At 67.6% G+C, this 24,218-nt stretch carries 30 protein-coding genes and 1 tRNA gene; 17 read left to right on the forward strand and 14 right to left on the reverse strand.

Features of this window, described 5'->3' with window-relative positions; all coding sequences use genetic code 11:
* The first annotated feature begins 50 nt into the window (after window positions 1-50).
* On the forward strand, window positions 51-1,271 hold the full coding sequence (locus ASE83_RS16000; protein ID WP_055792619.1) for an NADP-dependent isocitrate dehydrogenase: 1,221 nt from the start codon (window positions 51-53) through the stop codon (window positions 1,269-1,271).
* 106 nt (window positions 1,272-1,377) lie between these two features.
* Window positions 1,378-3,153 (forward strand): cation:proton antiporter domain-containing protein, encoded by a 1,776-nt coding sequence (locus ASE83_RS16005; protein ID WP_055793023.1) that lies wholly within the window; start codon window positions 1,378-1,380, stop codon window positions 3,151-3,153.
* A gap of 14 nt (window positions 3,154-3,167) precedes the next feature.
* On the opposite strand, the gene ASE83_RS16010 is transcribed toward ASE83_RS16005, so the two are convergent.
* The 4 genes from ASE83_RS16010 to ASE83_RS16025 form a co-directional block, all read right to left on the reverse strand.
* Window positions 3,168-3,899 carry a TorF family putative porin gene (locus tag ASE83_RS16010; RefSeq protein ID WP_055792622.1) on the reverse strand — a complete coding sequence of 244 codons (732 nt, stop codon included), beginning with the start codon at window positions 3,897-3,899 and terminating at the stop codon, window positions 3,168-3,170.
* Window positions 3,896-4,342, reverse strand: coding sequence for a hypothetical protein (locus tag ASE83_RS16015; protein ID WP_055792625.1), 447 nt, complete (start codon window positions 4,340-4,342; stop codon window positions 3,896-3,898). The genes ASE83_RS16010 and ASE83_RS16015 overlap by 4 nt, the downstream gene beginning before the upstream one ends.
* 214 nt (window positions 4,343-4,556) lie before the next feature.
* The gene (locus ASE83_RS16020) at window positions 4,557-4,829 is read right to left on the reverse strand and encodes an SWIB/MDM2 domain-containing protein (RefSeq protein WP_055761337.1); all 273 of its coding nucleotides are present in this window, start codon (window positions 4,827-4,829) and stop codon (window positions 4,557-4,559) included.
* A gap of 159 nt (window positions 4,830-4,988) precedes the next feature.
* Complete coding sequence (locus ASE83_RS16025; protein ID WP_055792628.1) at window positions 4,989-7,652, reverse strand: TonB-dependent receptor; 2,664 nt, start codon at window positions 7,650-7,652, stop codon at window positions 4,989-4,991.
* 204 nt (window positions 7,653-7,856) lie between these two features.
* On the opposite strand from ASE83_RS16025, the gene folE reads away from it, so the two are divergent.
* The 3 genes from folE (at window position 7,857) to ASE83_RS16040 (ending at window position 9,187) form a co-directional block, all read left to right on the forward strand.
* Window positions 7,857-8,480 (forward strand): GTP cyclohydrolase I FolE, encoded by a 624-nt coding sequence (folE, locus tag ASE83_RS16030; protein WP_055792631.1) that lies wholly within the window; start codon window positions 7,857-7,859, stop codon window positions 8,478-8,480.
* Between the two features lie 35 nt (window positions 8,481-8,515).
* Window positions 8,516-9,064 carry a hypothetical protein gene (locus tag ASE83_RS16035; protein ID WP_055792634.1) on the forward strand — a complete coding sequence of 183 codons (549 nt, stop codon included), beginning with the start codon at window positions 8,516-8,518 and terminating at the stop codon, window positions 9,062-9,064.
* 46 nt (window positions 9,065-9,110) lie between these two features.
* A tRNA-Arg gene (locus tag ASE83_RS16040) sits at window positions 9,111-9,187 on the forward strand.
* A 186-nt stretch (window positions 9,188-9,373) separates the two neighbouring features.
* Here the strand turns inward: ASE83_RS16040 and ASE83_RS16045 are convergent.
* Genes ASE83_RS16045 through ASE83_RS16060 form a run of 4 tightly spaced genes read right to left on the reverse strand, consistent with a single transcriptional unit; the run spans window position 9,374 to window position 11,640 of the window.
* Window positions 9,374-9,802, reverse strand: a complete 429-nt coding sequence (locus tag ASE83_RS16045; RefSeq protein WP_055792637.1) for a DUF1178 family protein — start codon at window positions 9,800-9,802, stop codon at window positions 9,374-9,376.
* Window positions 9,799-10,623: a carbon-nitrogen hydrolase family protein gene (locus tag ASE83_RS16050; RefSeq protein ID WP_055792640.1), complete on the reverse strand. Its 825-nt coding sequence runs from the start codon at window positions 10,621-10,623 to the stop codon at window positions 9,799-9,801. The genes ASE83_RS16045 and ASE83_RS16050 overlap by 4 nt, the downstream gene beginning before the upstream one ends.
* Entirely contained in the window at window positions 10,620-10,877 is a 258-nt protein-coding gene (grxC, locus tag ASE83_RS16055) for a glutaredoxin 3 (RefSeq protein ID WP_055792642.1), read from the reverse strand. Before grxC ends, ASE83_RS16050 begins: the two co-directional genes overlap by 4 nt.
* A gap of 31 nt (window positions 10,878-10,908) precedes the next feature.
* The gene (locus ASE83_RS16060) at window positions 10,909-11,640 is read right to left on the reverse strand and encodes a ComF family protein (RefSeq protein WP_055792646.1); all 732 of its coding nucleotides are present in this window, start codon (window positions 11,638-11,640) and stop codon (window positions 10,909-10,911) included.
* Window positions 11,641-11,685: 45 nt separating this feature from the next.
* Here ASE83_RS16060 and ASE83_RS16065 point away from each other — a divergent pair, with 45 nt between their 5' ends.
* A complete protein-coding gene (locus ASE83_RS16065; RefSeq protein WP_055792649.1) occupies window positions 11,686-12,519 on the forward strand; it encodes a class I SAM-dependent methyltransferase in 834 nt (277 codons plus the stop codon).
* A 79-nt stretch (window positions 12,520-12,598) separates the two neighbouring features.
* Here the strand turns inward: ASE83_RS16065 and ASE83_RS16070 are convergent, their stop codons facing one another.
* Window positions 12,599-12,967, reverse strand: coding sequence for a (deoxy)nucleoside triphosphate pyrophosphohydrolase (locus ASE83_RS16070; RefSeq protein ID WP_235513299.1), 369 nt, complete (start codon window positions 12,965-12,967; stop codon window positions 12,599-12,601).
* A 102-nt stretch (window positions 12,968-13,069) separates the two neighbouring features.
* Between ASE83_RS16070 and ASE83_RS16075 the strand changes: the two genes are divergently transcribed.
* The 3 genes from ASE83_RS16075 to ASE83_RS16085 all read left to right on the forward strand — a co-directional run bounded on the left by ASE83_RS16075 (window position 13,070) and on the right by ASE83_RS16085 (window position 13,800).
* Window positions 13,070-13,261, forward strand: a complete 192-nt coding sequence (locus ASE83_RS16075; RefSeq protein ID WP_055792658.1) for a Flp family type IVb pilin — start codon at window positions 13,070-13,072, stop codon at window positions 13,259-13,261.
* A gap of 129 nt (window positions 13,262-13,390) precedes the next feature.
* Window positions 13,391-13,558: a Flp family type IVb pilin gene (locus tag ASE83_RS16080; protein WP_055793027.1), complete on the forward strand. Its 168-nt coding sequence runs from the start codon at window positions 13,391-13,393 to the stop codon at window positions 13,556-13,558.
* A gap of 71 nt (window positions 13,559-13,629) precedes the next feature.
* Window positions 13,630-13,800 carry a Flp family type IVb pilin gene (locus ASE83_RS16085; RefSeq protein ID WP_055792660.1) on the forward strand — a complete coding sequence of 57 codons (171 nt, stop codon included), beginning with the start codon at window positions 13,630-13,632 and terminating at the stop codon, window positions 13,798-13,800.
* A gap of 105 nt (window positions 13,801-13,905) precedes the next feature.
* Here the strand turns inward: ASE83_RS16085 and ASE83_RS16090 are convergent, their stop codons facing one another.
* The 4 genes from ASE83_RS16090 to ASE83_RS18835 are packed head-to-tail and all read right to left on the reverse strand — an operon-like array spanning window position 13,906 to window position 17,716.
* Window positions 13,906-14,853 carry an acetyl-CoA carboxylase carboxyltransferase subunit alpha gene (locus tag ASE83_RS16090; protein ID WP_055792663.1) on the reverse strand — a complete coding sequence of 316 codons (948 nt, stop codon included), beginning with the start codon at window positions 14,851-14,853 and terminating at the stop codon, window positions 13,906-13,908.
* 11 nt (window positions 14,854-14,864) lie between these two features.
* Window positions 14,865-15,773 (reverse strand): tyrosine-type recombinase/integrase, encoded by a 909-nt coding sequence (locus ASE83_RS16095; protein ID WP_055792666.1) that lies wholly within the window; start codon window positions 15,771-15,773, stop codon window positions 14,865-14,867.
* 10 nt (window positions 15,774-15,783) lie between these two features.
* A complete protein-coding gene (locus ASE83_RS16100) occupies window positions 15,784-17,598 on the reverse strand; it encodes a hypothetical protein (protein ID WP_055792669.1) in 1,815 nt (604 codons plus the stop codon).
* Complete coding sequence (locus ASE83_RS18835) at window positions 17,579-17,716, reverse strand: hypothetical protein (protein WP_200921915.1); 138 nt, start codon at window positions 17,714-17,716, stop codon at window positions 17,579-17,581. Before ASE83_RS18835 ends, ASE83_RS16100 begins: the two co-directional genes overlap by 20 nt.
* Before the next feature lie 93 nt (window positions 17,717-17,809).
* On the opposite strand from ASE83_RS18835, the gene ASE83_RS16105 reads away from it, so the two are divergent.
* Genes ASE83_RS16105 through ASE83_RS16115 form a run of 4 tightly spaced genes read left to right on the forward strand, consistent with a single transcriptional unit; the run spans window position 17,810 to window position 20,827 of the window.
* Window positions 17,810-18,361 carry a shikimate kinase gene (locus tag ASE83_RS16105; protein ID WP_055792672.1) on the forward strand — a complete coding sequence of 184 codons (552 nt, stop codon included), beginning with the start codon at window positions 17,810-17,812 and terminating at the stop codon, window positions 18,359-18,361.
* Entirely contained in the window at window positions 18,358-19,458 is a 1,101-nt protein-coding gene (gene aroB, locus ASE83_RS16110) for a 3-dehydroquinate synthase (RefSeq protein ID WP_055792675.1), read from the forward strand. The genes ASE83_RS16105 and aroB overlap by 4 nt, the downstream gene beginning before the upstream one ends.
* The gene (locus ASE83_RS18275) at window positions 19,458-19,607 is read left to right on the forward strand and encodes a DUF2256 domain-containing protein (RefSeq protein WP_082443426.1); all 150 of its coding nucleotides are present in this window, start codon (window positions 19,458-19,460) and stop codon (window positions 19,605-19,607) included. Before aroB ends, ASE83_RS18275 begins: the two co-directional genes overlap by 1 nt.
* A 59-nt stretch (window positions 19,608-19,666) precedes the next feature.
* Window positions 19,667-20,827 carry a GGDEF domain-containing protein gene (locus ASE83_RS16115; RefSeq protein ID WP_055792678.1) on the forward strand — a complete coding sequence of 387 codons (1,161 nt, stop codon included), beginning with the start codon at window positions 19,667-19,669 and terminating at the stop codon, window positions 20,825-20,827.
* A gap of 3 nt (window positions 20,828-20,830) precedes the next feature.
* Here ASE83_RS16115 and ASE83_RS16120 read toward each other — a convergent pair whose 3' ends face one another.
* Entirely contained in the window at window positions 20,831-21,235 is a 405-nt protein-coding gene (locus ASE83_RS16120; protein WP_055792681.1) for a hypothetical protein, read from the reverse strand.
* 109 nt (window positions 21,236-21,344) lie between these two features.
* Here ASE83_RS16120 and ASE83_RS16125 point away from each other — a divergent pair, with 109 nt between their 5' ends.
* From ASE83_RS16125 to moaC, 4 genes are read left to right on the forward strand one after another with little or no spacing between them, the layout of a single operon-like run.
* Entirely contained in the window at window positions 21,345-21,929 is a 585-nt protein-coding gene (locus tag ASE83_RS16125) for an anthranilate synthase component II (RefSeq protein ID WP_055792684.1), read from the forward strand.
* Window positions 21,926-22,918, forward strand: a complete 993-nt coding sequence (trpD, locus tag ASE83_RS16130; RefSeq protein WP_055792687.1) for an anthranilate phosphoribosyltransferase — start codon at window positions 21,926-21,928, stop codon at window positions 22,916-22,918. Before ASE83_RS16125 ends, trpD begins: the two co-directional genes overlap by 4 nt.
* Window positions 22,915-23,691, forward strand: coding sequence for an indole-3-glycerol phosphate synthase TrpC (gene trpC / locus ASE83_RS16135; RefSeq protein ID WP_055792690.1), 777 nt, complete (start codon window positions 22,915-22,917; stop codon window positions 23,689-23,691). Before trpD ends, trpC begins: the two co-directional genes overlap by 4 nt.
* Window positions 23,688-24,155 (forward strand): cyclic pyranopterin monophosphate synthase MoaC, encoded by a 468-nt coding sequence (moaC, locus tag ASE83_RS16140; protein ID WP_268794984.1) that lies wholly within the window; start codon window positions 23,688-23,690, stop codon window positions 24,153-24,155. The genes trpC and moaC overlap by 4 nt, the downstream gene beginning before the upstream one ends.
* The last annotated feature ends 63 nt before the right edge of the window (window positions 24,156-24,218 follow it).

The following is a 24,218-nucleotide window of genomic DNA, read 5'->3' on the forward strand; positions in this document are numbered from 1 at the left end:
AACGACCCCGTAAGGCCCCGGGCAACCGCAACTATATCGAGAGCAGGCGCATGGCGAAGATCAAGGTCAAAACCCCGGTCGTGGAGATCGACGGCGACGAAATGACCCGCATCATCTGGGCATGGATTCGCGAGCGGCTGATCCAGCCCTATCTCGAAATCGACCTCGATTATTACGACCTAGGCATCGAGAAGCGCGACGAGACCGACGACAAGATCACCGTCGACAGCGCCAAGGCGATCCAGAAGTATGGCGTCGGCGTGAAGTGCGCCACGATCACCCCTGACGAACAGCGCGTCGAGGAATTCGGCCTGAAGAAGATGTGGCGGTCGCCCAACGGCACGATCCGCAACATCCTGGGCGGCGTGGTCTTCCGCGAACCGATCGTCATCTCGAACGTGCCGCGCCTGATCCCGGGTTGGACCAAGCCGATCGTCGTCGGCCGCCATGCGTTCGGCGATCAGTACAAGGCGACCGATTTCAAGGTTCCGGGCGCCGGCAAGCTGACCATGAAGTGGGAAGGCACCGATGGCCAGGTGATCGAGGAGGAAGTGTTCGACTTCCCCGCCGCCGGCGTCGCCATGGGCATGTACAATCTCGACGAATCGATCCGCGATTTCGCGCGTGCGTCGATGAACTATGGCCTCGGCCGCGGTTGGCCGGTGTATCTGTCGACCAAGAACACGATCCTCAAGGCCTATGACGGCCGCTTCAAGGATATCTTCGAGGAAGTGTTCGCGGCCGAGTTCAAGGACCAGTTCGAGGCGGCCGGCATCGTCTACGAACACCGCCTGATCGACGACATGGTCGCTTCGGCGCTGAAGTGGCACGGCGAATTCGTCTGGGCCTGCAAGAACTATGACGGCGACGTGCAGTCGGATCAGGTCGCACAAGGCTTCGGCTCGCTGGGCCTGATGACTTCGGTCCTGATGTCGCCGGACGGCAAGACGATTGAGGCGGAAGCCGCGCACGGCACCGTCACCCGGCACTATCGCCAGCATCAGCAGGGCAAGGCGACGTCGACCAACCCGATCGCGTCGATCTTCGCGTGGACCGGTGGTCTAAAGTATCGCGGCAAGTTCGACGATACGCCCGAGGTGACGAAGTTCGCCGAGACGCTGGAACGCGTCTGCATCGAAACCGTCGAAGCCGGCCACATGACCAAGGATCTCGCGATCCTGATCGGCCCGAACCAGCCATGGATGACCACCGAACAGTTCTTCGAACAGGTTCGCGTCAACCTCGAAGCGGCGATGGGCGCGCAGGGCTGAACCCCGCCGTCGATTAGCGTCTACCAGCGGCGCCCATCCGATCGGATGGGCGCCGTTCGTACGTTAGCGGTTGCTGCAACCGCGCCGCGTCCGCAACAATGCCGCCATGCCATTGCCGATTGATTCGACGCCGTTCAGCGATTCGCTGGTCATTCTGGGAGCCGCCGGGCTTGTCATCCCGGCCTTTGCCCGGTTTCGCGTCAACCCGGTGATCGGGTTCATCCTGGTCGGCGTGCTGGTCGGGCCGTTCGGCCTCGGCGCGCTGGTCGACCGGGCGCCGTGGCTGTTCCACATCACGATCACCGACCGGCATTCGATCGAACCCTTTGCCGAGTTCGGCATCGTGCTGCTGCTGTTTTCGATCGGTCTCGAACTGTCGTTCAAGCGGCTATGGGCGATGCGGCGGCAGGTGTTCGGGCTGGGTGCCGCCGAACTGTTCGGATCGGCGCTGCTGATCGGGATCGCTTTGATGGCGCTGGGACAGGCGACGGCTGGCGCGATCGGCCTGGGCCTGGCGCTGGCACTGTCGTCGACCGCACTAGTGCTACCGATGGCGGGCACCACCGGCCCAGTCGGCCGACCGGCCTTCTCGATGCTGTTGTTCGAGGATCTGGCGCTGGTCCCGATCATCTTCGCGCTCGGTGCACTCGCTCCTACCGCCACCGAGGATGGCTGGGCCGGCTTGGCCAATACCTTGATGTGGGGCGCGCTGAGCGTCGTCGGCCTCTATGCCGCCGGCCGGCTGTTCCTGCCGCGCCTGTTCGCGCAGGCCGCGCGGACGAAAAGCCCGGAGCTGTTTCTGTCGGCCAGCCTGCTGGTCGTGATCGTCGCCAGCCTCGTCACCACCGCTGCCGGCCTGTCGCCGATCGTGGGCGCGTTGCTCGCCGGGCTGCTGATCGCCGAAACCGAATATCACAGCGAGGTCGAGGTCATCACCGCCCCGTTCAAGGGGCTGGCGCTGGGCGTGTTCCTCATCACCGTCGGCATGAGCCTCGACCTCGCGACGATCGCCGACAACTGGTCCGAACTGCTCGGCGCGATCGCGGGCGTCGTCGTGCTGAAGGCCGCCGTGACGGGCGGCCTGCTCTGGTTCAACGGCGTGCGCCCCGGCACCGCGACCGAAACCGGCCTGCTGATGTCCAGCCCGTCGGAAACCACGCTGATCGTGCTGGCAGCTGCCACGCAGGCGCAGCTGATCCAGCCATCGACCGCCTCCTTCTGGCAAACGGTAACGGCGATCGGGCTGACGATCACGCCGCTGCTGGCAACGCTGGGCAAGCGGGCGTCGCGGCGGATCGAGCACCGGGTCGGGACGCCGGAGGAAGCGCCGCTTGACGCCGCCGGCGCGCGCGTCGTCATCATCGGCTTCGGCCGGGTCGGGCGCCTTGTCGCCGAAATGCTCAAGACGCACGGCAAAAGCTATATCGCCGTCGATTCGGACATCGACAACGTCGCGACGGCCCGCGTGGAGGGGCATCCGATCCTGTTCGGCGACGTCTCGCGCTCCGAACTGGTCGACCGGCTCGACTTGGGGCGGGCGTCGGCGCTGGTGCTGACGATGGACGACCCGGTGCTGACGGTGCGGCTGACCCGGCGCGTGCGGGGCTGGGTGCCGAACCTCACCATCCTCGCCCGCGCGCGCGACGCGACGCACGCCGCCGAACTCTACGCCGCCGGGGTCAGCGATGCCGTGCCCGAAACGCTCGAAAGCTCGCTGCAATTATCGGAAGCGGTGCTGGTCGACCTGGGCGTCGCGATGGGACCGGTGATCGCGTCGATCCACGAAAAGCGTGACGAACTGCGGCAATCGATCCGCGAACAGGCCGACCTGGAACGCGAACCGCGCATCCGCCGCCTGCGCCGGATCGACGACCCGGTGTAGCGGCGGGCGGCCCGTCAGAAGGCGAAGCGTGCCCGCCCCAGGATGCGGTCGCCGCCGTGCCGCCGGTCGTCGATCGGGCTGACGACGCGATCGTCGTTCAGGTCGGTCCCGACATAATCGATCGCCAGTGTCAGCGGCCCGGTCACATGCTCGATGCCCAGCCGCCAGTCGGTATAGGTCCCGCCCGGCCGCAGCCGGTCAGCACGCGCCGGGTCATCGACCGCCCCCGACGATCGTCCGACCCCGCCGACCAGCGTGAACGGGGTCATCGGTATCCCCGCCACCGCCTGCGCCGACAGGTACAGGTTGCTGCCCCCGATCGCCCGCTGCGGCGGGGCATAGAGCGCGCCGGCCGTCAGTTCGACCGGACCTAGCGTGTAGCGCGCGTCGCCGCCGAACTCGGCATAGTCCATGCCTCGCTCGGCCCCGGCAAAGACATGGCCGATCGCCCGCCCGCGCAGTTGCACCGGGCCGAAATCGCTGACGATCGCCGCGCCGAGATCGGCCACGGCATCGGCCCCGTCCTGCCGCACCGACCCGCGCAGCGCGGCCACACGCGCGTCCAGTTCGACCGCGCCCAGCGTCAGCGCAGCATCGCCCGAGACGGACGCCCGCCCCTCGCTCCAGCTCAGCCCGCGCCGCCGCTCGTCGGTCGTCGCCTCGACGCCGACCGATGGCAGGGATTGCGCCTGCGCCGTTGCCGTTACCAGCAAGGACGCGACGCCGAATGCGATCCGCCCGATCATCCCGCCTGCGTCATCCCATGCATCCGGTCGATTTCGGCGTGCAGCACCGGATGATCCTCCTGCGCCAACCGTATCAGCCGCGCCTGAAACGCTTCCTTGCGGCCCGCGACGTCCCGGGCGATCGCCGCCTTCTGCGTGCTGCACCAGCCCGGTCGGCTACCTTCCGCCACCCGGTCCTGCGTGAACGAGCGGGCCAGCGTCGATCCCGACAGGTGTCGCGCCTGCCGTTCGACGACCAGTCCCGCACGCCACAGGCAGCGCAGCGTCGATGGACGCCCGCCCGCGCCGACCGTGCCGATCTGCTGATGCGTGACCTGAACATTGGCCGCATAATCGGATTGCACCGCGCCGCTGCGGTGATCGATCCGCGTGCTGTGCGCCATCCCATCGTCCGGCGAACCCATCGCCATGCCCAGCAACAGCCCGACCAATCCGAATGTCATGCCATCTCTCCTATCCTGCTGCGGACGGCCCCGACCCATATTGGCCGGTAACCGCGTCGGACGTTTTGTCCGATACGGACATAACCGATCAGCCGGGATGTGCGTTCCGAAATCGGGGATGGCAACGCTTTTTTACGAAACGAAAACGCCGTCCGGAGGCATCCCCCGGACGGCGCTCTCGCGAACAGACAGCGCCGGTGTCGGCGCCCGTCGGTTACTTCATGTGCGCGCTGAGCAGCTTGTTCATTTCGAACATCGAGCACGACTTCTTGCCGAACAGCTTTTCCAGCGTTTCGTCGGCGAGGATTTCCCGCTTGTCCTTCGGGTTCTGCAGGTCGTGCTTCTTGATGTATTCCCACATCTTGCTGACGACTTCGCTGCGGGGCAGCGGGTCGGAGCCGGTGATCTTCGCCAGATCGGCCGACGGCGTCACCGGCTTCGCGATTCCGCCCCGGGCGCCGCCGGTCGTCGTGGTTTCCTTGGCCATAATATTCCTCCTAATCCCCCTGCGAACCGCGCCTCGCGGGCGCGGCAGGTCGATGGTTATGCAAGGTTCCGAACCGCTTGTCGCGGGGGAATTGCGACAAACCGTACCGTCAACCCCACGAAACTCCCCCTTCGACGCGTAATTTCAGCCCCGTCCGGTTCAGAAACCGAACCGGGCGCGCACCCCATAGAAGCGCGGCATGGCGGGGTATACGCCATAGGTGCCGGTCTGTTCCGGGATCGCGAAGCCGGAAATGTTGTAATATTGATTGGTGATGTTCTCGACGAAGAACTCCAGCTGCTTGCTGCGATCGTCGGTCGCGACGCCGATCTTGCCGTTCAGCAGCGGATAGCCGTCATTGCCGACCCGCGTGGTGCCGGTGCCGTCGCGGACGATCGACACATCGCTGTTATACCGCATGTCGACATGGAACAGCGCGTTGAGCGTGCTCGTCAGGCGCGGGGTCCAGGTCGCTGCGACCGTTATGACGTTGCGCGGCTGGTTCAGGAACTGGCGGCCATTCTGGTTCTGCAGCGGCGTGCCGCTAAAGTCGTTGTCGGCATCGTAGGACGCATTCAGCAGCGTATAGCCCAGGCGGAAGCTCAGCTCGCGGATCGGCTGGATTAGCGATTCCAGCTCGACCCCCTTCGCGGTCGACTTCGGCACGTTCTGCACGACGAAGCTGTTGCCGGCGAAGATCAGCGACTGCAACCCCTTGAACTTCTGGTAGAAGAACGCCGCGTTGAACGAGAATTGCCGCGTCACGCTGGTCTTGAAGCCCAGTTCGTAGCTGTCGACCGTTTCCGCCCCGAACTCCAGATCGGTCGCCTGCGCGCCGTCGCCGCCCAATACCGTGGTGTTGAAGCTCGCCTGATCGAGATTGTAGCCGCCCGACTTGAAGCCGCGATCATAGCTGGCATAGCCGAGGATGTCGGGGGTGATCTTGTAGGCGAGCTTGGCGGTACCGGTCAGGCGGCTTTCCGAACGGTCATGGCTGTAATTGCCGTTGAACTCGCTCGATACCGCCGGATTGCAGCTGAGCAGGAACAGGTTCTGGAACAGCGCCGGGCTCGCCTGACGGATCAGGTTGCGATATGTCACCGCACGCGGATCGTTGCCGAGGAAGAAGCCGCACGCCGCCGGGTTGCTGTTGATCGTCGCCGCCAGTTCCTTGCGCTCGTAATTATAGCGCAGGCCCAGGGTCATAGAGAGCTTGTCGTTGAAGTTGATGATGTTGTGCGTGAACAGCGCGAAGGCGTTGGTATCGACCTGGAAATCGTCGTTATTGTTGCCCTGTCCCGCGACGTTCGGCGTCAGCGGCGTGTTCAGATAGCTGAACAGCGCCGATCCCGGCGGCGCCGCCGCCTGCAACTGCGGGCTTTGCGCATAAAGCAGCTGACCGAACAGCGGCACCGTGCCGGTCGGCAGCGCCGCCCCGCCGCGCAGCGACGTCACCAGCTGGGTGAAGGTCGGCACGTTGAAACTGCCGAAGAACTGCGCCTGCCGCCCGATGCCACCGGCCGATGGCGGCGCGCCGAGCACGCCGGCGAGCAGCGTGTCGACATAGCGGTTGGCGTCGTTGCCCAATCGCACCGTGTCGCGCAGCTTCAGCTTTTCGTTGAGATAGAAACCACCCACGAGGAAATCGAGCTTTCCGTCGAACAACTGCCCCTGCAACCGCACTTCCTGCGTGATGTCGCGCAGCGCGGAGCGGTATCCGTCGCGATAGGCGCGATCGATGCCCGAATAGTCGATGTCCTGGTTCCGCAGCACGCGGAAGTCGCGATAGGCGCTGATCGAGGTCAGCTTCAATTCGCCGATGTCGGCGTTGATTTCGCCCGACACGCCCCAGTCGCGCACCGCCTCGCCATAGTCGCGGTTCGGCGATGCCGCCATCTTCCGATCGGACGGCGCGCCGGTATAGATGCCGGTGCGGCCCTGCTGCGCCGCGATCGCCTGGATCGCCGCCGCCGTGGCACCCCGCGTCCCGCTGACCACGCCGCAGCATTGTTCGTCGGTCTTGTAGTAATCGCCGATCAGGCGGAAACTGAATGCCGAGGTGTCGTACAGCGCCTGGCCACGGACGTACCAGCGGTTGATGTCGTTGAACGCGCGGTCGGAATTGACGTCCTCGATATAGCCGTCGCGCTTGCGATAGCCGCCATCGATCCGCAGCGCGAGCTGTTCGCTGACCGGCCCGGTCAGCGCGCCCTTCAGTTCATAGGCGTTGAAATTGCCATATTCGCCCTCGACATAGCCGCCCAGGTCGAACTTCGGCATGGCGGTCGTGACGGAGAGGGCACCGGCGGAGGTATTGCGCCCGAACAGCGTGCCCTGCGGCCCGCGCAGCACTTCGACGCGCTCGATCTCCGGCAGTTCGGCGATGGCGATGCCCGCGCGGGAGCGGAACACGCCGTCGATGAACACGCCGACCGCCGGTTCGAAGCCCGGATTGTCGCCCGCCGTGCCGACGCCGCGAATCGACAGCGAGGTCGATACCGCCGACGACTGGCCGGTCGTGGTCTGGAGCGAGGGGGCGAGCTGTTCGAGACCGCGAATGTCGCGCACGCCGGCATCGTCGAGCAGCTGCGCGTTCACCGCCGTCACCGCGATCGGCACGTCCTGAATCGGTTCGGCGCGGCGGTTGGCGGTCACGATGATCTCGTTCCCCCAGTCGTCGTCCGCCTGTGCCGTAGCGTCACCCGGTGCCGCCGGTGCGGTCGTCGTGGCGGGCGGTGCCGTCGGCGTGGTCTGCGCCAGCACCGGGCTGGCGCCTGCGACCATGGACAGGGCTGTCGCGGTCAGCAGGTGGAACTTCTTCATGGCATCCCCTCTTCCTCAGCTGCCGATATGGTCCGGCTATGCATGTTGCATTTGGTGACGAAGCATCTATCCCGCGTCAACGGGCAACCTGCATCCCCGGCACGCTTTCATCGGCGAACGGGTATGGAAGCCACAGTTGCCGCGTCACAGGGGGATCGCCCCTCTCACGGACGACGAGTCGAAGATCGGGAATGGAACGACAGGATGTGTGACGCGAACGACGATGCCGCAGGCGGCGAACCGGTCGGCCCGGCGCCCAAGATTCCGGTTCCCGACGATGTGGCGGACGCGATCCGCACGCTGATCCGCTGGACCGGGGACGACCCGACCCGCGAAGGGCTGCTCGACACACCGCTGCGCGTCGCGCGGGCGTGGAAGGAATATACGCAGGGCTATGCCGAGGACCCCGCCCGTCACCTCGAACGCGTGTTCGAGGAAGTGGGCGGCTATGACGAGATCGTGTTGCTGCGCGACATCCCGTTCCAGTCGCACTGCGAACACCATATGGCGCCGATCGTCGGCAAGGCGCACATCGCCTATCTGCCCCAGGACCATGTCGTCGGCATCTCCAAGCTCGCCCGCGTCCTACACGGCTATGCCCGGCGGCTGCAGGTGCAGGAACGGCTGACGGCGGAGGTTGCCGACTGTATCTGGAACGGTCTGCGCCCACGCGGCGTCGCGGTGGTGATCGAGGCGACGCACGGCTGCATGACCGCGCGCGGAGTCCGCACGCCGGGCGTCACCATGACGACCAGCCGGATGATGGGCGTGTTCCGCGACGACGAACGCAGCCGCAAGGAAGTGTTGTCGCTCATCGCGCGCGGATGACGGAACGGCGACATGGCGCGGGACGTTGCAACGCCATGATCCGCCCCCTCGCCTGCCTCCTCGCCGCAGCGGCGGTCACCGCCTGCTCCGCCGAACCGCCAGCCACCACCAATGCGGCCAATTCCGCGCGGCCTTTGGGGTCGGTCGGCGGCGTCGCACCGGCTCCCACGCCGGAAACGGCTGCGGCCCGCGGTCTGCCAGACACGCCCGAACCCCATGCCGCGCCCGAATTGCAGCCGATGGTCTTCGCCGATTTCGAAGATAAGGGCTTGCTCGGCTCGGGCTGTTCCTTCCGCACCGTACCGCGCGGCCCGGTGCTGCTGCTGGTCCGCGACGAGGGGGACGGTCTGGTCAAGTTCGAAAAGCGCCTGCGCCGCATCACCGCCGCGACACCGGGACGCGAGGCCATCCAGAACGGCGGCATCCTGGCGGGCGACAAGGTGTCGTTCACCGTCGACCGCCCTGCCGCCAATGCCGACCCGGCATCGGATTCGACCCGGCAATGGCCCGCCACCCTGACCATGCGAACTGCCGATGGCGGCGAGCGCATCTATCGCAACGGGCGCTGGGAGTGCGGCAGCTGATCGACCGGATTGCGTCGCGGCCACGAGCATTATAGAGCGGCGCCATGGCCTCGTAGCTCAGCTGGACAGAGCGCCGCTTTCCTAAAGCGGGCGTCGGGGGTTCGAGTCCCTCCGAGGCCACCAGTTTTCCGCCCCGCGGTATTGCGACTACCAATCAAGGCGTAGCCTTCATTCGTCCGGTTCGAGCTTGTTGAGAAGCGTCCGTCGAGAACTATTCGCTTGGGGCACCGCCTTCTCGACTACGGTTCTCGACAGGCTCGAAGCAAACGGATCGGGTTTGAAAAGCAGCGGCTGCCCTAAAGCAAGGCGTCAATTCGCCTTTTCCGGCGGCACGACCGGCAGCGGCAGCGGCGCGATCGGCACCCCTTCCTCGACCAGCGCCTTAGCCTCGTCGCGCGTCGCCTGCCCGTGGATCGGCGCCCGGTCCACATCGCCGACATGCATCGCCCGCGCCCGGTCGGCAAAGGCGCGGCCGACCCATTCGCTGCCCGACAGCGCCTGCTGCTGCGCCTTCGCCAGCGCCGCGAGCGCGGCCTTCATCGCCTCGGGCGGCGGACCGGACGGCCGGTCGCCCTTGGACGCAATGTTAGGTGCCATCACCGCCTTTTCGATGCCGACATCGTCGCACATCGGACAGCGGATCAGCGCCCGTTCGCGCTGATCGGCATAGGCGTCGCTCGATGCGAACCAAGCCTCGAACACATGGGCATTGCCGCAGCGCAGGTCGAACACGATCACGGCATGACCTCGACCGGCGGGATCACGCGGCGATGGTCGAGCACCGGCACGCGCGCCCGCACCGCCGCCACCTGATCCGGATCGATCTCGACGATGCCGATGCCCGCCGCCTCGCCCATGTCGAGCAGCACCTTGCCCCACGGATCGACCACCAGCGAATGGCCATAGGTCGCGCGGCCATCGGCATGGACGCCGGCCTGCGCCGCCGCGACGACGAACGCCCCCGCCTCGATCGCCCGCGCGCGCAACAGCACGTGCCAATGCGCCTGCCCCGTGGGCACGGTGAATGCCGCCGGCACCGACAGGATCGTCGCGCCGGCATCGCTCAGCGCGCGGAACAGGTCGGCAAAGCGCAGGTCGTAGCAGATCGACAGTCCCATCGCCCCGACCGGCGTCGCCACCACGCAGGCGCGCTCACCGGGCGCATAGCTGGCCGATTCCCGCCAGCTCTCGCCGCTCGGCAGCGTGACGTCGAACAGGTGCAGCTTGTCATAGGTGGCACGGATCGCGCCGTCGTCATCGATCACATAGGCGCGGTTGGCCAGCCGGCCGTCGTCCCGCCGGACCGCCAGCGACCCCAGATGGACCCAGATGCCCGCTCGCGCCGCAGCATCCCGCACCGCGCGCAGCACGCGATCGTCTGCCTCGGTCGCGATCGCGGCGGCAGCACGCTCGCGGTCGCGATCGATCAGCCCGGACATTTCCGGCGTGAACAGCATCGTCGCCTCCGCTGCCCCCGCTTGCTCGATCGCATCCACCAGCACCGCCGCATTGGCATCGGGATCGATGCCGGCGGTCATCTGGAGCAGCGCCAGTTTCATGCCGTCAGCAGCGCGTCCAGCCGGCCCTCACGCTCCAGCGCGGCCAGATCGTCCGACCCGCCGACATGGGTATCACCGATGAAGATCTGCGGAACCGTCGTCCGGCCATTGGCACGCGCCAGCATCTCCTGCCGCTTCGGCCCGCCCATGCTGATGTCGATCTCTTCATAGGCCGCGCCCTTGTCGTCGAGCAGCCGCTTGGCGCGCGTGCAATAGGGGCAGAAGGCCTTGGTGTAGATGAGGATGCTTGCCATTCGTATCAGTTGTGTCCGCTTGCGCCCCTTGTCAATCATCCGCACCGACGACCCGTGCCCAGCACAGGACCGTGACCCGTGCCGCCCCCGCCCGGCGCAGCGCCGTGGCACACGCGTCGGCGGTCGCGCCGCTGGTATGCACATCGTCGATCAGCACGACCGATCGCCCGGCGACCGCCGCCGGATCGGCGACGATAAAGGCACCGCGCACCGCCCTGGCCCGCGCCCGGCCGCTCAGCCCACGCAACGACGGCGTGGCGCGGGTCCGGCGCAGCGCATCGCGCAGCACCGGTACGCCGCCCATCCGCCCCAACGCCGCCGCGATCAGCACCGACTGATTATAGCCGCGCGTCCACAGCCGCCAACGGTGGAGCGGCACCGGGACCAGGCAGTCCGCATCCGCCGCCAGATGCCGGTACATCAACCGCGCCATCGTCGTCGCCAGCGCCAGCCGTCCGCCATATTTCAGCTTCAGCGCGACATCGCGCGCGACCGGGCCATAGGCGACCGCCGCCCGGACCCCGTCATGCACCGGAGGCTTGGTCAGACAGGGCGCGCATCGCATCCCCGGCCCCTGATCGATCGTCATCGGCACGCCGCAACCCGCGCAGGCCGGATCGCCCAGGAACCGCAGGCCGGACCAGCAGCCCGCGCAAAAGCGATGATCCGCCTCCACCACCACCCCGCACCCCGGACAGCGCGGCGGCAGCGCCAGAGCGACCAGGTGCGCGATCGCGGCGGCGGGCGTAGGAGCAAGGCGCATCGCTTGCCCTTGTCGCCGCGCCCGCCGCACGGCACAAGGCGCGGCGTGAGTGCCCCCGATCTCTTCGCCCGCCCCCGCCGCCGCCTGCACCGCGACCGCGCCCAGCCCGACTTCGCCCGCGCCGATTTCCTGCACCGCTATATGCTGGAGGGGGTCGAGGACCGGTTGCAGGCGGTGACGCGCAGCTTTTCGGACGTGCTCGACCTCGGCTGCGCCGATGCCGCGTTCACGCCGCCGCCGGGCGCGCGGGTAGTGCGCTTCGATCCCGGCTTCGCCTTTGCCCGCGCGGCCGGCGGGGTGCAGGGGGACGAGGACCGCCTGCCCTTCGCCGATGGCGCGTTCGACCTGGTGGTGTCGGTCGGCGTGCTCGACGGCGTCAACGACCTGCCCGGTGCGTTGACACTGATCCGTCGCAGCCTGCGCCCCGACGGCCTGTTCCTCGCCGCCTTTACCGGCGGCCGCACGCTTGCCACCCTCCGCCAGTCGCTGCTTGCCGCCGAGGCGGACCGGCCCGCTGCGCGCGTCCATCCGCAGATCGACCTTCGATCGGCCGGCGACCTGCTGGTCCGCGCCGGCTTCGCGCTGCCGGTGGCCGATTCGGAAACGCTGACCGTGCGCTATGCCGGCATCGGCAAGCTGGTCGACGACCTGCGCGGCATGGGCGCGACCGGACTGCTGGAGCCGGCCCCGCTCGGCCGCGCCGGGCTGGTCGCCGCCGCATCGGCCTTTGCCGACCGCGCCGATCCCGACGGCCGCACCGCCGAACAGTTCGAGGTCATCTACCTGACCGGCTGGGCACCCGCCCCCAGCCAGCCCCAGCCCGCCCGTCGCGGCAGCGCCACCGCCTCGCTAGCCGACACGCTGCGCCCGCGCGCCTAGAGTTTGATCCATCGGTGCGGGAACGTCACCCCAGCGAAGGCTGGCATGACGCCTGCTTCAACAAGGATGGGCAGAACATCTAGACCAAAGCCTCCAGCAATCCGATCAACGGCCGGTCGGCCGGCGGCATTGGCAGCGCGTGCAGTTGCACCGGTCGCAGCCATTGCAGCGCGGTCGCATGGTGCGCGACCGGAATCCCGTTCCACTTGCGCAACGCATAGAGCAGCAGCAACAAATGCCGCTCGCCCAGCGCCTCGCTGGCGAACGCCGCCGGGGCCAGACACTGGTGATCGACCACGATGCCCAGTTCCTCGTCCAGTTCGCGGACCAACGCAGCCTCGGGCGTCTCACCCGGCTCCACCTTGCCGCCGGGAAACTCCCATAAGCCGGCCATCGACGTACCCGGCGGCCGCTGTTGCACCAGCACCCGCCCGTCGCCGTCGATCATCGCCGCGGCGGTTACCAGTAAAATCGGGACAGGGGTGGACGACACTTTCTTAACCTCATTCGACATAGGAATTGGCGCGACGTTCAACAGGAGTCCTCCGTCATGCGTTCAACCCTGCGCGCCCTGCGCAGCCTGTGGCGGGACCAGCGCGGCGGAACCGCCATCGAATATGGCATGATCCTGGCGCTCATCGTGATCGGCCTTATCGCCGCCGTAGCACAGTTGGGAAAGACCACCAGCGACCTGTGGAACGGTATAACCCTGAACGTTACGCAGAACGGACCGCGGGGTTAACCATCATAATGATCCCGCCGATATTTCTTTAAACTTTTGTCAACCGCGCTCCCGCTAATCTGCACCCGTCGGACGAAACCTGGTTTCGAATGACCGGGAATTGAAGCACGCAGAACCATGGAGCAGATTATGCAGAAGATCCGTACCTTCCTGAAGAACAGCAAGGGTGCCACCGCGATCGAATACGGCCTGATCGCAGCGCTGATTGCCGTCGCCGCCATCGCCGCGATGCAGGGCCTGGGCAACCAGCTGAAGCTGACCTTCGGCAACGTCACGTCGAACATGAAGGCGTCGTAAGACGTTAGCTCGATGGCGTGGGGTGGCGGGACGGGGGTCCCGCCACCCCATTCCTTGAAGGGGAACAAAACATGACCGTCAAGTTATTGAAAATCATCAAGGATCGCAAAGGCGCGACGGCCATCGAATATGGCCTGATCGCAGCGCTGATCGCCGTGGCCGCCATCGCCGCCATGCAGGGCCTGGGCAACAAGCTCAAGCTGACCTTCGGCAACGTCTCCGCCAACATGAAGGCGTCGTAGGGCGCTCGCCTTAGGGCGGAGGTTCGGACGTTCCCGGCCCGCTGCCCCGTCCCGCCACTGTATCGGTAGCCGGTCGGGGGAGCGGGCCGGGATCGCTTCAGGCGGTTACAGCCGCCCCATCGCCAGGAACTTCTGCCGCCGCGATTGCCGCAGTGCTGCCGCATCCTGCGCGGCCAGTCCGGTCAGTTCCCCATCGATCGCATCGCCCAGCGCAGCGATCGCCGCCGCCGGATCGCGATGCGCCGCGCCCAGCGGCTCGGCCACGATACGGTCGATCACGCCCAGCGCCTTCAGGTCCTGCGCGGTCACCCGCATCGCTTCGGCCGCTTCCGGTGCCTTGTCGGCCGTGCGCCACAGGATCGACGCGCAACCCTCCGGCGAGATAACCGAATAGACCGCATGCTCCATCATCAGCACTTTGTTGCCCGCCGCCAGCGCGATCGCGCCGCCCGATCCGCCTTCGCCCAGAATCGCCGACACCATCGGCACGCCCAGGTTCAGCGCAGCCTCGGTCGACCGCGCGATCGCTTCGGCCTGTCCGCGCTCTTCCGCCTGGATACCGGGAAAGGCACCCGACGTGTCGACCAACGTCACCACCGGCAGGCCGAAGCGGTCGGCCAGTTGCATCAGGCGGATCGCCTTGCGATAGCCCTCGGGCTTGCCCATGCCGAAATTGTGGCGCAGGCGGGTGGCGGTATCGTCGCCCTTTTCATGGCCGATCACCATCACCTTGCGGCCGCGAAAGCGGCCGATGCCGCCCAGTATCGCCTGATCGTCGGCAAAGGCACGGTCGCCGCCCAGCGGCATGAAGTCGTCGACCAGCGCCGCGACATAATGCTTGAAATGCGGCCGTTCGGGATGACGCGCGACCTGCGTCTTCTGCCACGGAGTCAGCTTCGCATAGGTTTCGCGCAGCAGCCGGTCGGACTTGGTCTGCAATCGCCCGATTTCGGTCGCGATGTCCAGCTCGCCATCGGCGGCGGTATCGCGCAATTCGTCGATGCGCGCCTGCAGTTCGGCGATGGGTTTTTCGAAATCAAGGAAGGTAGCCATGGTTCCGCGCCCTATGGCCGTGTCCGCCCGGCGTCAATCAGCGGGTGGCGTTCGTTGACCAGTTGCACCAGCCGCGACGCATCAACATGGGTATAGATTTCGGTGGTCGCGATATCGGCATGGCCCAGCATCGCCTGCAACGCGCGCAGGTCGGCGCCCCCTTCCAGCAGGTGCGTGGCAAAGGCGTGGCGCAGCACGTGCGGGCTGATCCGGTCGGGCGCGATCCCCGCCTCCCCGGCCAGCGCCCTCACGATCTGGTACAGCCGCATCCGCGACAAATGCCCCTTGCCCGACGGGAACAGCCACGCGCTGTCGCCCGGCACATGCGCCCGCCATCGCGCCACGGCGGCACGCGACCGATCGGACAGCGGCACCATCCGTTCGCGCCCGCCCTTGCCCTTCAGGATCATATAGGGCCGGTCGGACGCGATGGTCCCGCGGGGCAGCGACACCAGCTCGGTCGCGCGCAGCCCCGATCCGTAGAGCAGCTCGAACAGGGCGGACAGGCGCAAGTCGTTGCGGTCGGGCGGCACCCGCTGGGTCCGCGCGTCGATCGCGGCGAACATCGCATCGATGTCCCCGCTCGACAGGGTCCTGGGTAATCCACGCGACGTGCCGGGCCGGGGCAGCGCCCCCCCGGGATCGTCGGCGCGCAGTCCTTCCTCGGCCAGAAACGCAAAGAATCGCCGGAGCGCCGCTGCCTTGCGCGCGACGGTCGCCTTGGCCAGCGCGGACCAGCCATCGGCCAGCCGCCCGATCGCATCCGCATCCGCGCCCGACAGCCGCCCGCCCAGCGCTTCCGACGCCAGCGACAGGTCGGTGCGATAGGCGGACAGCGTATTGCGCGCCGCGCCCGCCTCCGCCGCCATCATTTCCAGAAAGCGGTCGATCAACACCCGGTCGCCGCCGGGCGCGCTCACGCCGGGTCCGTCACGAACGCGCGATCGCTTCCGCCGCGATCATCCGTGCCTCGCCCTCGCGCCCCGCCGCGCGCAGCGCCGCAACGATATGGAACAGCGCTTCGGCCGGCACGCCGCGCCAGTCGCGCGTCTGCATCCCCGTCGCCGCGAGCAGCAGCACCGTGCCGCCCTCGCCATTCACGCCGGCCCGGTCGATCGCATCGGTCCATGCGTTGCGCGCGCCGACCGCGACGTTCAGTTCGCGGGCCATGCCCTGCACCTGATCGCGCGGCAACCGGCCAAGCCCGGCCAGCGCGGCGAACAGCAACTGTCCTTTACGCGCATTCTGTCCGGCATAGTCCGACACCGCACCCGGTGCGACCGACCGGCCCATCGGGTCGGCAACGGTCAGCATCGCCCAGCCATCGCTGCCGACGGGCACGATCCCGCGCCAGCGCAGCGCCGGCAGGTCCAGCCCGGCGGTCAGCATCGCCGCGATCAGCTGATCGGCGTCGCCCGCATGATCCGCCACCGGCGCGATCATCGCCGCCGCCCGTGCGGTCAACACCCGCCGGGCATAGCCCAGATCGGTGGTAATCGCCGGTTCCCAGAACTGGCGCAGCATCGCCAGCCGATCGGCATCGCTGCCGGTAAAGGCGGTGCGCAGATCGGTCGCCAGCGCGGTCTGCGTGCTGGTCGCGTCCTCGTCGGTGGTCAGCTGGGCATAGAGATCGACCAGCGCCTCGCTGGACAACACGCCCTGCGCGGCGGCCAGATCGGCGTCGGTCAACCGCACATTGGGCGCATATTGCGGCGCGGTGGCGTGCCAGTAACGGACCTGCGGACCAACCCCGCCGAACAGGCCGGCGGGCACCGGCGTCGCGCTGGCGGCGGCCATGCCATATCGCCACGCGGTCAACCGGTCGATCCCGTCCCATTCGATCGTCGCGGCGCGGCGACCCTGCGCGCCCTTGCCGACCAGCTTTTCGGCCAGCGCCACGTCGATCGCGCCGCCGCCTGGTGCCTGTCGCCGCGCCTGATCGACGATCCGCCCGGCCTCGCGGGCCTGGCCCGACAGGCCGAGGCAGATGGCGTTCGCCAGCCGCCAGCCTCGTTCGTTCGACACTTGCATCGCTGGCGTCGTCAGCGGGCACAGCCCCGCCGGATCGCCGGTCGCCAGCATCGCCTGCATCGCGATCTGGAACAGTTTCGGCGTATAATTGTCGATGTCGACCGACTGGACCAGCGCACGGGCCGGTGCTACCTCCCCCATCCGCACCAGCAACCACGCCCGCTCGGCCGCGAAATCCGCGCCATCGACGCCCGATGGCGTGGCGATGTCGGACACCAGCGCCCGGCGGAGACCGATCGAGACCCAGCGCGACACGACCGGCGCGTCGAGCGACCGCATGATTCGCTGCAGCCAAGGACCGTCGCTCGCGCCAAAGGCATTGCCGCCAAATGCCCCGCCCTGTCCGGCGATGCCGATGCTGGCGGTCGAGCGCCGTGCATAATCGGGCAACTCATATTGGCGCAGCGCGTCGGGGCTGATCGGGGTCGGCGTTGCCGTCGCGCTGGGCACCGGCGTCGGCTCCGCCCCCGCCACGCCGGGAACACCGGGCAGGGGCTGCACGATCGGTGCGGTCGGCGCGAAATTCGGCCCACCGGGCGGGGCGGCACGCGGACTGGCGCGCGGGGTCGGCGTGGGGGCGGGGGCCGGCGCGTCGCCGAAACCGGGCGGCAACAGCGATTCGGGCACATCTTGCCCGATCGCCGGCACCGCGACCGCGATCAACGCGGCGGCGGCGATCCCGACGCGCAACCGGTCAGTTGGCGAGGTTTTCAAGCGCGACCGCCTTTTCGATCTGGGTCGGCTGCTGCTCGGTCGAACGTCCCGCCAGAACGAACATGCCCGCGACCAGCGCGACGAGGACGACGAGAAGAATGACAAGCGAACGCGACATGGATCAGATCGTCCCGAATATTAGGGGCCAGGGCAAAAGACGGCGACGCGCCTTTTGCCCGATCGGCGGGGCGGCTGTATAGCCCCTCCCGCAATGCTGCAAATTCAAGACTCCCTGCCCCACCCCGCCCCCCGCTGGACCGGCCGCCCGATCGTGCTGGTCGGGCTGATGGGCGTGGGCAAATCCACCGTCGGCCGCCGCCTGGCGCAGCGGATGAAGCTCGATTTCGTCGATGCCGATAACGAGATCGAACATGCCGCCGGCATGACCATCGCCGAAATCTTCGAACGGTTCGGCGAGGATCATTTCCGCGATGGCGAACGCCGGGTCATCGCCCGGCTGATCGATGGCACGCCGAAGATCATCGCGACCGGCGGCGGCGCGTTCATGCAGCCCGATACCCGTGGGCTGATCCTCGATCAGGCGCTGGCGATCTGGCTCGACGCGTCGCCCGCCGTGCTGGCCGACCGGGTGCGCCGGCGCGATACCCGCCCGCTGCTGCGCGGCAAGGACCCGCAAAAGGTGCTGACCGAACTCGCCCGCGTGCGGAACCCGGTCTATGCGCTTGCGCCGATCCATATCGTCAGCCAGCACGCGCCGCACGACGCCACCGTCTCCGCTATCCTGAAAGCCATCGGCCAATGACCGTCATCCCCGTCGCGCTTGGCGACCGCAGCTACGACATCGTGATCGAGGACGGCGTGCTGGCCCGCGCCGGCGATCACCTCGGCCCGATCGCGCGCGGCCGGCGGATGGTGATCGTCGCCGATGCGCAGGTGCCGATGCACCTCGCCACCTTGCGCGATTCGCTGACCACGTGCGGAATCGCCAGCGAGGCGATCGAAATCCGGGCGGGCGAGGGATCGAAAAGCTGGGCGACGCTCGAATCACTGCTTGATTCGCTGCTGGCGCTGGGCGTGGAGCGTGGTGACCATATCGTCGCGCTGGGCGGCGGCGTGATCGGCGATCTGGTGGGGTTCGCCGCCGCCATCCTGAAGCGCGGTTGCGGCTTCGTACAGGTGCCGACGACCCTGCTCGCACAGGTCGATTCGTCGGTGGGCGGCAAGACCGGCATCAACACCCGCGCCGGCAAGAATCTGGTCGGCGCGTTTCATCAGCCCGCCCTGGTGCTGATCGACCCGACGACGCTCGACACGCTGCCGCCCCGCGAAGTCCGCGCGGGCTATGCCGAGGTCGTGAAATACGGGCTGATCGACGATCCGGATTTCTTCGCGTGGTGTGAATCGAACGGCACCGCGCTGTTGCTCGGTGATCCGCTGGCCCGTTCGCACGCGATCGCCCGATCGGTATACGCCAAGGCGCGCATCGTCGGCGCCGACGAGCGCGAGACGACCGGCACCCGCGCGCTCCTCAATCTCGGCCACACCTTCGGCCATGCGCTGGAGGCGGAGGCCGGCTTCGACGGATCGCTGCTGCACGGCGAAGGAGTCGCGGCGGGCATGGCGCTCGCTTTCGCCTTTTCCGCCGAACAGGGGCTGTGCCGCACCGAGGATTCGGCACGGGTCGCCGCGCATCTGCGCGACGCCGGCCTGCCCGACAGCCTCGCCGCGGCCGGCATCGCCGCGTCGGGCGACACGCTGGTCGGTCATATGCTGCACGACAAGAAGCGCGAGGGCGGCACCCTGCCCTTCCTGCTCGCGCGCGGGATCGGCCAGACCTATCTCGACCGCTCGGTCGATCTGGGGCAGGTCGCCGCTTTCCTCGACCGGCAACCGCGCTGATGCCGCAGGGCGTCGCCAAGCGCGACTTGCCGACAAAAGTCTGCCCGGTGTGCGAACGTCCGTTCGCATGGCGCAAGAAGTGGGCGCGCGATTGGGAAAACGTCGTCTATTGCTCCGACCGCTGCCGCCGGACGGGCAAGACAAATTAACGGGATTACAGGGTTTTCCGGATCATTCTGTCTGATCGTACGCATCCGGGATCGACGAAATGGAGCATCAGCGCCAGGCACGCCTGAAAGGTAGCAACGGGCCGCTCGCCTGGCTTGCCGATCCTGTCGTGGCGGTGCCCGATTCGGCGCGCCCGATGCTTCATGCCACCGTCCTGTCGGCGCCGTCGGTCGTTATCATGGCCGCCGTGTCCGGCCTGTCGGTCTGCATCGCCGCGGCGATCCGAACCGGGCAGATCGGGTTCTGGATCTTCACCGTCCTCGAACTGATCGTCCTGGCGATGCGGCTGCAGGTCGTACGGCAGGTACGCCGGGACGATCGCGACGGGCGACTGCCCTCGATCGAGCCATCGATGCTGTTGTCGATCGCGTGGTGCACGTTGCAGGGTCTGTCGGCCGCCGCCATCGCCCTGACCGGCGATCTGGTGCTGACGGCCATCGCCACGGCGTTCACGCTTGGCCTGATCGCACCGATCTGCGCGCGCAACTATGCGGTGCCGCGACTGGCGACGCTGATGGTGATGCTGTGCGACCTGCCGTTCAAGATCGGCCTGGCGCTGTCGGGGGAGCCGCTGTTGTGGCTGCTCCTGCCGATGACCGTCCCGCTGTTCGTTGGCGTCCGCGCGCTGCTCGGCAATTTCGGACGGATGCTGGCGCTCTCGCTGGAGGCTGCCGAACGCAACCGCTACCTGGCCGGGCACGATCCGCTGACGGGCCTCGTCAATCGCCACGGCCTCGACGAGACGCTGGGGCAGATGGCCGACACGCCGCAATGCCCGCTGGTGCTGATGTGCATCGACCTCGACCGGTTCAAACCCGTCAACGACCGCTATGGCCATGCGGCGGGCGACAGTGTGCTGGTGGAGGTCGCGGCGCGCCTGCGGCATGTCACACCCGACACGGCCTTCATCGCGCGACTGGGTGGCGACGAATTCATGGTGGCAGTTCGCGACCTGTCCACCGATGCCGCCCGGAAGCTGGCCGAACGGGTGCACCACGCGCTGTCGACGCGGCGCTACCGCATCGACGGCGATGTCGCCGCGCCGGTCGGCGCGAGTATCGGCTATGCCTGTTTCCCGGAGGATGCAGCGACGCTCGATGCGCTACGCCGCCGCGCCGATGCCGCGCTCTATGCGTCGAAACGCGAGGGGCGCCTCTACCGCTACGACGACAGCCTCGCGCAAATCAACGACGCCGCCTGATCGTTACGGGATGTCGCGCTGCTGCGCCTGCTGGTCGCGCCGCCACGCGAACCATTGCCGCAGCATCGCCTGGGTACAGCCGGTCTGCCCGCCGGTGCCGACCACCGAACAGCTGTTCGGCCGCCCGACCCGCGCCTCTTCCATCGCGCTGTCGGCCCTGACCGCCCAGCTCGCCCCGGCCGACGACTTGTCGGGCGGGTTGCGGAACCGCTTGGGGATGCGATAGCGCTCATTCTCGCCCAGCCGCGCGCAGACCACGATCTCGTCGTCGCTGTCGGGCTTGGGGCAGGCTTCCTCGCCATAGACGGTGGCGTTGCGCACCCGCTGCGGCGGATCGGCGGGCGCATCCTGTGCCAGCGCGGGCGCCGCGATCGCCAGTGCCAGTCCCGCCAAACCCATGCGCATCATCGTCCGTCTCCTCGTTACGCCACTTAACCGCACTCGCTGATTAGCACGGGATGAACGTCGGAATATTTCCGGACGTTGCACGGACGCGACGGGACGCTATGGCGGTGCCATGATCCTCGTCATCGACAATTACGACAGCTTCACCTGGAACCTCGTCCATTACCTGATGGAACTGGGCGTCGAGGTTCGCGTCGAGCGCAACGACAGCATGACCGCCGCCGATGCGCTGACCAGCAATGCGCAGGGTTTCCTGATCTCCCCCGGTCCCTGCACCCCGACCGAAGCCGGCATCTCGCTCGACCTGGTCGCCGCCTGTGCGCAGGCGCAGCGCCCGCTGCTGGGCGTGTGCCTGGGCCATCAGGCGATCGGCCAGCATTTCGGCGGAAAGGTCGTGCGTGGCGGGCTGATGCACGGCAAGACCTCGCCGATCGACCATGACGGCACCGGCGTCTTCGCCGGCCTGCCCTCGCCCTTCACCGCGACGCGCTATCACTCGCTGATCGTGACTGATATTCCCGATGTGCTGGCGGTCAACGCCACGGCGTCGGACGGCAGCGTCATGGGCTTCCGCCACCGCGACCTGCCGATCCACGGCGTGCAGTTCCATCCGGAAAGCATCGCCACCGAACACGGCCACGCCATGCTCGCCAATTTCCTGAAGGACGCGGGACTGCCTGCGACCCTGCCGGCATGACCGTCACCACCCTGCTCCCCGATCCGTCGACGCCGCTCAGCCACGAAAGCGCAGGCGAAGCGTTCGCCGCGATCCTCGACGGCACGGTGTCGGACGACGCCATCGCCACCTTCCTCACCGACCTCGCGCTACGCGGCGAAACCAGCATCGAGATCGCCGAGGCCGCCCGCGCCCTGCGCCACCGCATGATCCCGATCGACGGCCCGGCGGACGCGATCGATGTCTGCGGCACCGGCGGCGACGGACATCACACCCTGAACGTCTCCACCGCCGTTAGCCTGGTCGTCGCCGCTGCCGGCGTGCCGGTCGCCAAGCACGGCAACCGCGCCGCCTCCAGCAAGGCCGGCGCCGCCGACACCCTCGAAGCGCTGGGCCTCGACATGGGCGTGGCCGGCGCGATGGCGGAATCGACGCTGAAGGACATCGGCATCGCCTTCCTCTTCGCCGCGAACCATCATCCGGCGATGAAGCGCATCACCCCCATCCGCCAGCGGATCGGGCGGCGCACCATCTTCAACCTTATGGGTCCGCTCGCCAATCCGGCGCGTACCACCCGCCAGCTCATCGGCATCGCCCGCCCCGATTATGCGAGCGTCTATGCCGAGGCGATGGAGCTTCTGGGGGCCGAAACCGCGCTGATCGTGTCGGGGGAGGAGGGGCTGGACGAAATTTCCGGCGCTGGTCCGACCATCGTCGTGCCCGTCGGCATGACCATGGCCGACCGCATCGTGCCCGAAGACGCCGGCCTGTCCCGCCATCCGATCAGCGCCATTCGTGGCGGCGATGCGGCGCATAACGCGGCCGCGCTGCGTGCGCTGTTGCGCGGCGAGAAGGGTCCGTATCGCGACGCTGTGCTGCTCAACGCCGCCGCCGCGCTTCTGATCGCCGACACCGCCACCGACCTGCGCGACGGAGCAGAACGCGCGGCGGAGGTTATCGATTCGGGCGCTGCCGACCGCCTGCTCGACCAATGGATCGCCTATTCATGACGATGCTCGACACCATCCTCGCCACCAAGCACGCCGAAGTCGCTGACCGCAGCGCCCGCGCCAGCATTGCCGACCTCGACGCCCGCGCGACCGAGCGCTCGGCCCCCCGCGGCTTTCGCGCGGCGCTCGACGCGAAACCCGGCCACGCGCTGATCGCCGAGATCAAGAAGGCCAGCCCGTCCAAGGGTTTGATCCGCGCCGACTTCGATCCCCCCGCCCATGCCCGCGCCTATCAGGCGGGCGGCGCGGCCTGCCTCTCGGTCCTGACCGACATCGACTATTTCCAGGGTGCCGACGATTACCTGATTGCCGCCCGCGCGGCGTGCAACCTGCCGGTGCTGCGCAAGGACTTCAACGTCGATCCGTGGCAGGTGGCCGAGGCCCGCGCGCTCGGGGCCGACGCGATCCTCATCATCGTCGCCGCGCTGTCCGACACGCAGATGGCCGAGATCGAGGCGGCGGCGATCGAACGCGGCATGGATGTGCTGGTGGAGGTCCACGACCGCGCCGAACTCGACCGCGCCCTGAACCTCAAGTCGCGATTGATCGGCGTAAATAATCGCAATCTCAAGGACTTCACGGTCAGTTTTGAGCGAACCTATGAACTGGTCGGCCATGCACCCGCCGGCTGTACCTTCGTCGCCGAAAGCGGCCTGACCACCCGTGCCGACCTCGACGCGATGGCCGACCACGGCGTCCGCTGCTTTCTGATCGGCGAGGCCCTGATGCGCCATGCCGATGTCGAATCCGCGACCCGGGCGATGATCGGGTGAGCCTCACCCATCTCGACGCCGATGGCAGCGCGCGCATGGTCGATGTCGGCGGCAAGGTCGCGACCCGCCGCATCGCCGTCGCCACCGGTCGGATCGTCATGGCACCCGAAGCGCTTAACGCGATCCGCGACGGATTGGTGAAGAAGGGCGACGTCCTCGCTGTCGCGCGCGTCGCCGGGATCATGGCCGCCAAGCGCACCAGCGACCTGATCCCGCTCTGCCACCCGCTTCCGCTGACGAAGGCATCGGTCGAGTTCGCGTTCGAAGATGGTGCGATCCGCGTCACGGCGACCGCCGCTACCGACGGCAAGACCGGCGTGGAAATGGAAGCATTGACAGCTACTTCCACCACACTCCTCACCATCTATGACATGGCGAAGGCGATCGACAAGGCGATGGTGATCGAAGGAATTTGCCTGCTGGAGAAGCAAGGCGGCAAGTCGGGGGACTGGGTGCGGGCCTAAGCGCCGGTTTCGCCCTCGACCGAGGTGCAACCACTCTACCCTTAACGTCACCCCGGGCTTGAC

This window comes from Sphingomonas sp. Leaf32 (assembly GCF_001421765.1).
Taxonomy (GTDB): domain Bacteria; phylum Pseudomonadota; class Alphaproteobacteria; order Sphingomonadales; family Sphingomonadaceae; genus Sphingomonas.

Coding starts and splice junctions, on each gene's coding strand:
- ASE83_RS16000 (WP_055792619.1), top strand. CDS start 51: ATGGCGAAGATCAAGGTCAAAACCCCGGTCGTGGAGATCGACGGCGAC.
- ASE83_RS16005 (WP_055793023.1), top strand. CDS start 1,378: ATGCCATTGCCGATTGATTCGACGCCGTTCAGCGATTCGCTGGTCATT.
- ASE83_RS16010 (WP_055792622.1), bottom strand. CDS start 3,899: ATGATCGGGCGGATCGCATTCGGCGTCGCGTCCTTGCTGGTAACGGCA.
- ASE83_RS16015 (WP_055792625.1), bottom strand. CDS start 4,342: ATGACATTCGGATTGGTCGGGCTGTTGCTGGGCATGGCGATGGGTTCG.
- ASE83_RS16020 (WP_055761337.1), bottom strand. CDS start 4,829: ATGGCCAAGGAAACCACGACGACCGGCGGCGCCCGGGGCGGAATCGCG.
- ASE83_RS16025 (WP_055792628.1), bottom strand. CDS start 7,652: ATGAAGAAGTTCCACCTGCTGACCGCGACAGCCCTGTCCATGGTCGCA.
- folE (WP_055792631.1), top strand. CDS start 7,857: ATGTGTGACGCGAACGACGATGCCGCAGGCGGCGAACCGGTCGGCCCG.
- ASE83_RS16035 (WP_055792634.1), top strand. CDS start 8,516: ATGATCCGCCCCCTCGCCTGCCTCCTCGCCGCAGCGGCGGTCACCGCC.
- ASE83_RS16050 (WP_055792640.1), bottom strand. CDS start 10,623: ATGAAACTGGCGCTGCTCCAGATGACCGCCGGCATCGATCCCGATGCC.
- grxC (WP_055792642.1), bottom strand. CDS start 10,877: ATGGCAAGCATCCTCATCTACACCAAGGCCTTCTGCCCCTATTGCACG.
- ASE83_RS16060 (WP_055792646.1), bottom strand. CDS start 11,640: ATGCGCCTTGCTCCTACGCCCGCCGCCGCGATCGCGCACCTGGTCGCT.
- ASE83_RS16070 (WP_235513299.1), bottom strand. CDS start 12,967: ATGATCGACGGCGACGGGCGGGTGCTGGTGCAACAGCGGCCGCCGGGT.
- ASE83_RS16075 (WP_055792658.1), top strand. CDS start 13,070: ATGCGTTCAACCCTGCGCGCCCTGCGCAGCCTGTGGCGGGACCAGCGC.
- ASE83_RS16080 (WP_055793027.1), top strand. CDS start 13,391: ATGCAGAAGATCCGTACCTTCCTGAAGAACAGCAAGGGTGCCACCGCG.
- ASE83_RS16085 (WP_055792660.1), top strand. CDS start 13,630: ATGACCGTCAAGTTATTGAAAATCATCAAGGATCGCAAAGGCGCGACG.
- ASE83_RS16090 (WP_055792663.1), bottom strand. CDS start 14,853: ATGGCTACCTTCCTTGATTTCGAAAAACCCATCGCCGAACTGCAGGCG.
- ASE83_RS18835 (WP_200921915.1), bottom strand. CDS start 17,716: ATGTCGCGTTCGCTTGTCATTCTTCTCGTCGTCCTCGTCGCGCTGGTC.
- ASE83_RS16105 (WP_055792672.1), top strand. CDS start 17,810: ATGCTGCAAATTCAAGACTCCCTGCCCCACCCCGCCCCCCGCTGGACC.
- aroB (WP_055792675.1), top strand. CDS start 18,358: ATGACCGTCATCCCCGTCGCGCTTGGCGACCGCAGCTACGACATCGTG.
- ASE83_RS18275 (WP_082443426.1), top strand. CDS start 19,458: ATGCCGCAGGGCGTCGCCAAGCGCGACTTGCCGACAAAAGTCTGCCCG.
- ASE83_RS16115 (WP_055792678.1), top strand. CDS start 19,667: ATGGAGCATCAGCGCCAGGCACGCCTGAAAGGTAGCAACGGGCCGCTC.
- ASE83_RS16120 (WP_055792681.1), bottom strand. CDS start 21,235: ATGATGCGCATGGGTTTGGCGGGACTGGCACTGGCGATCGCGGCGCCC.
- ASE83_RS16125 (WP_055792684.1), top strand. CDS start 21,345: ATGATCCTCGTCATCGACAATTACGACAGCTTCACCTGGAACCTCGTC.
- trpD (WP_055792687.1), top strand. CDS start 21,926: ATGACCGTCACCACCCTGCTCCCCGATCCGTCGACGCCGCTCAGCCAC.
- trpC (WP_055792690.1), top strand. CDS start 22,915: ATGACGATGCTCGACACCATCCTCGCCACCAAGCACGCCGAAGTCGCT.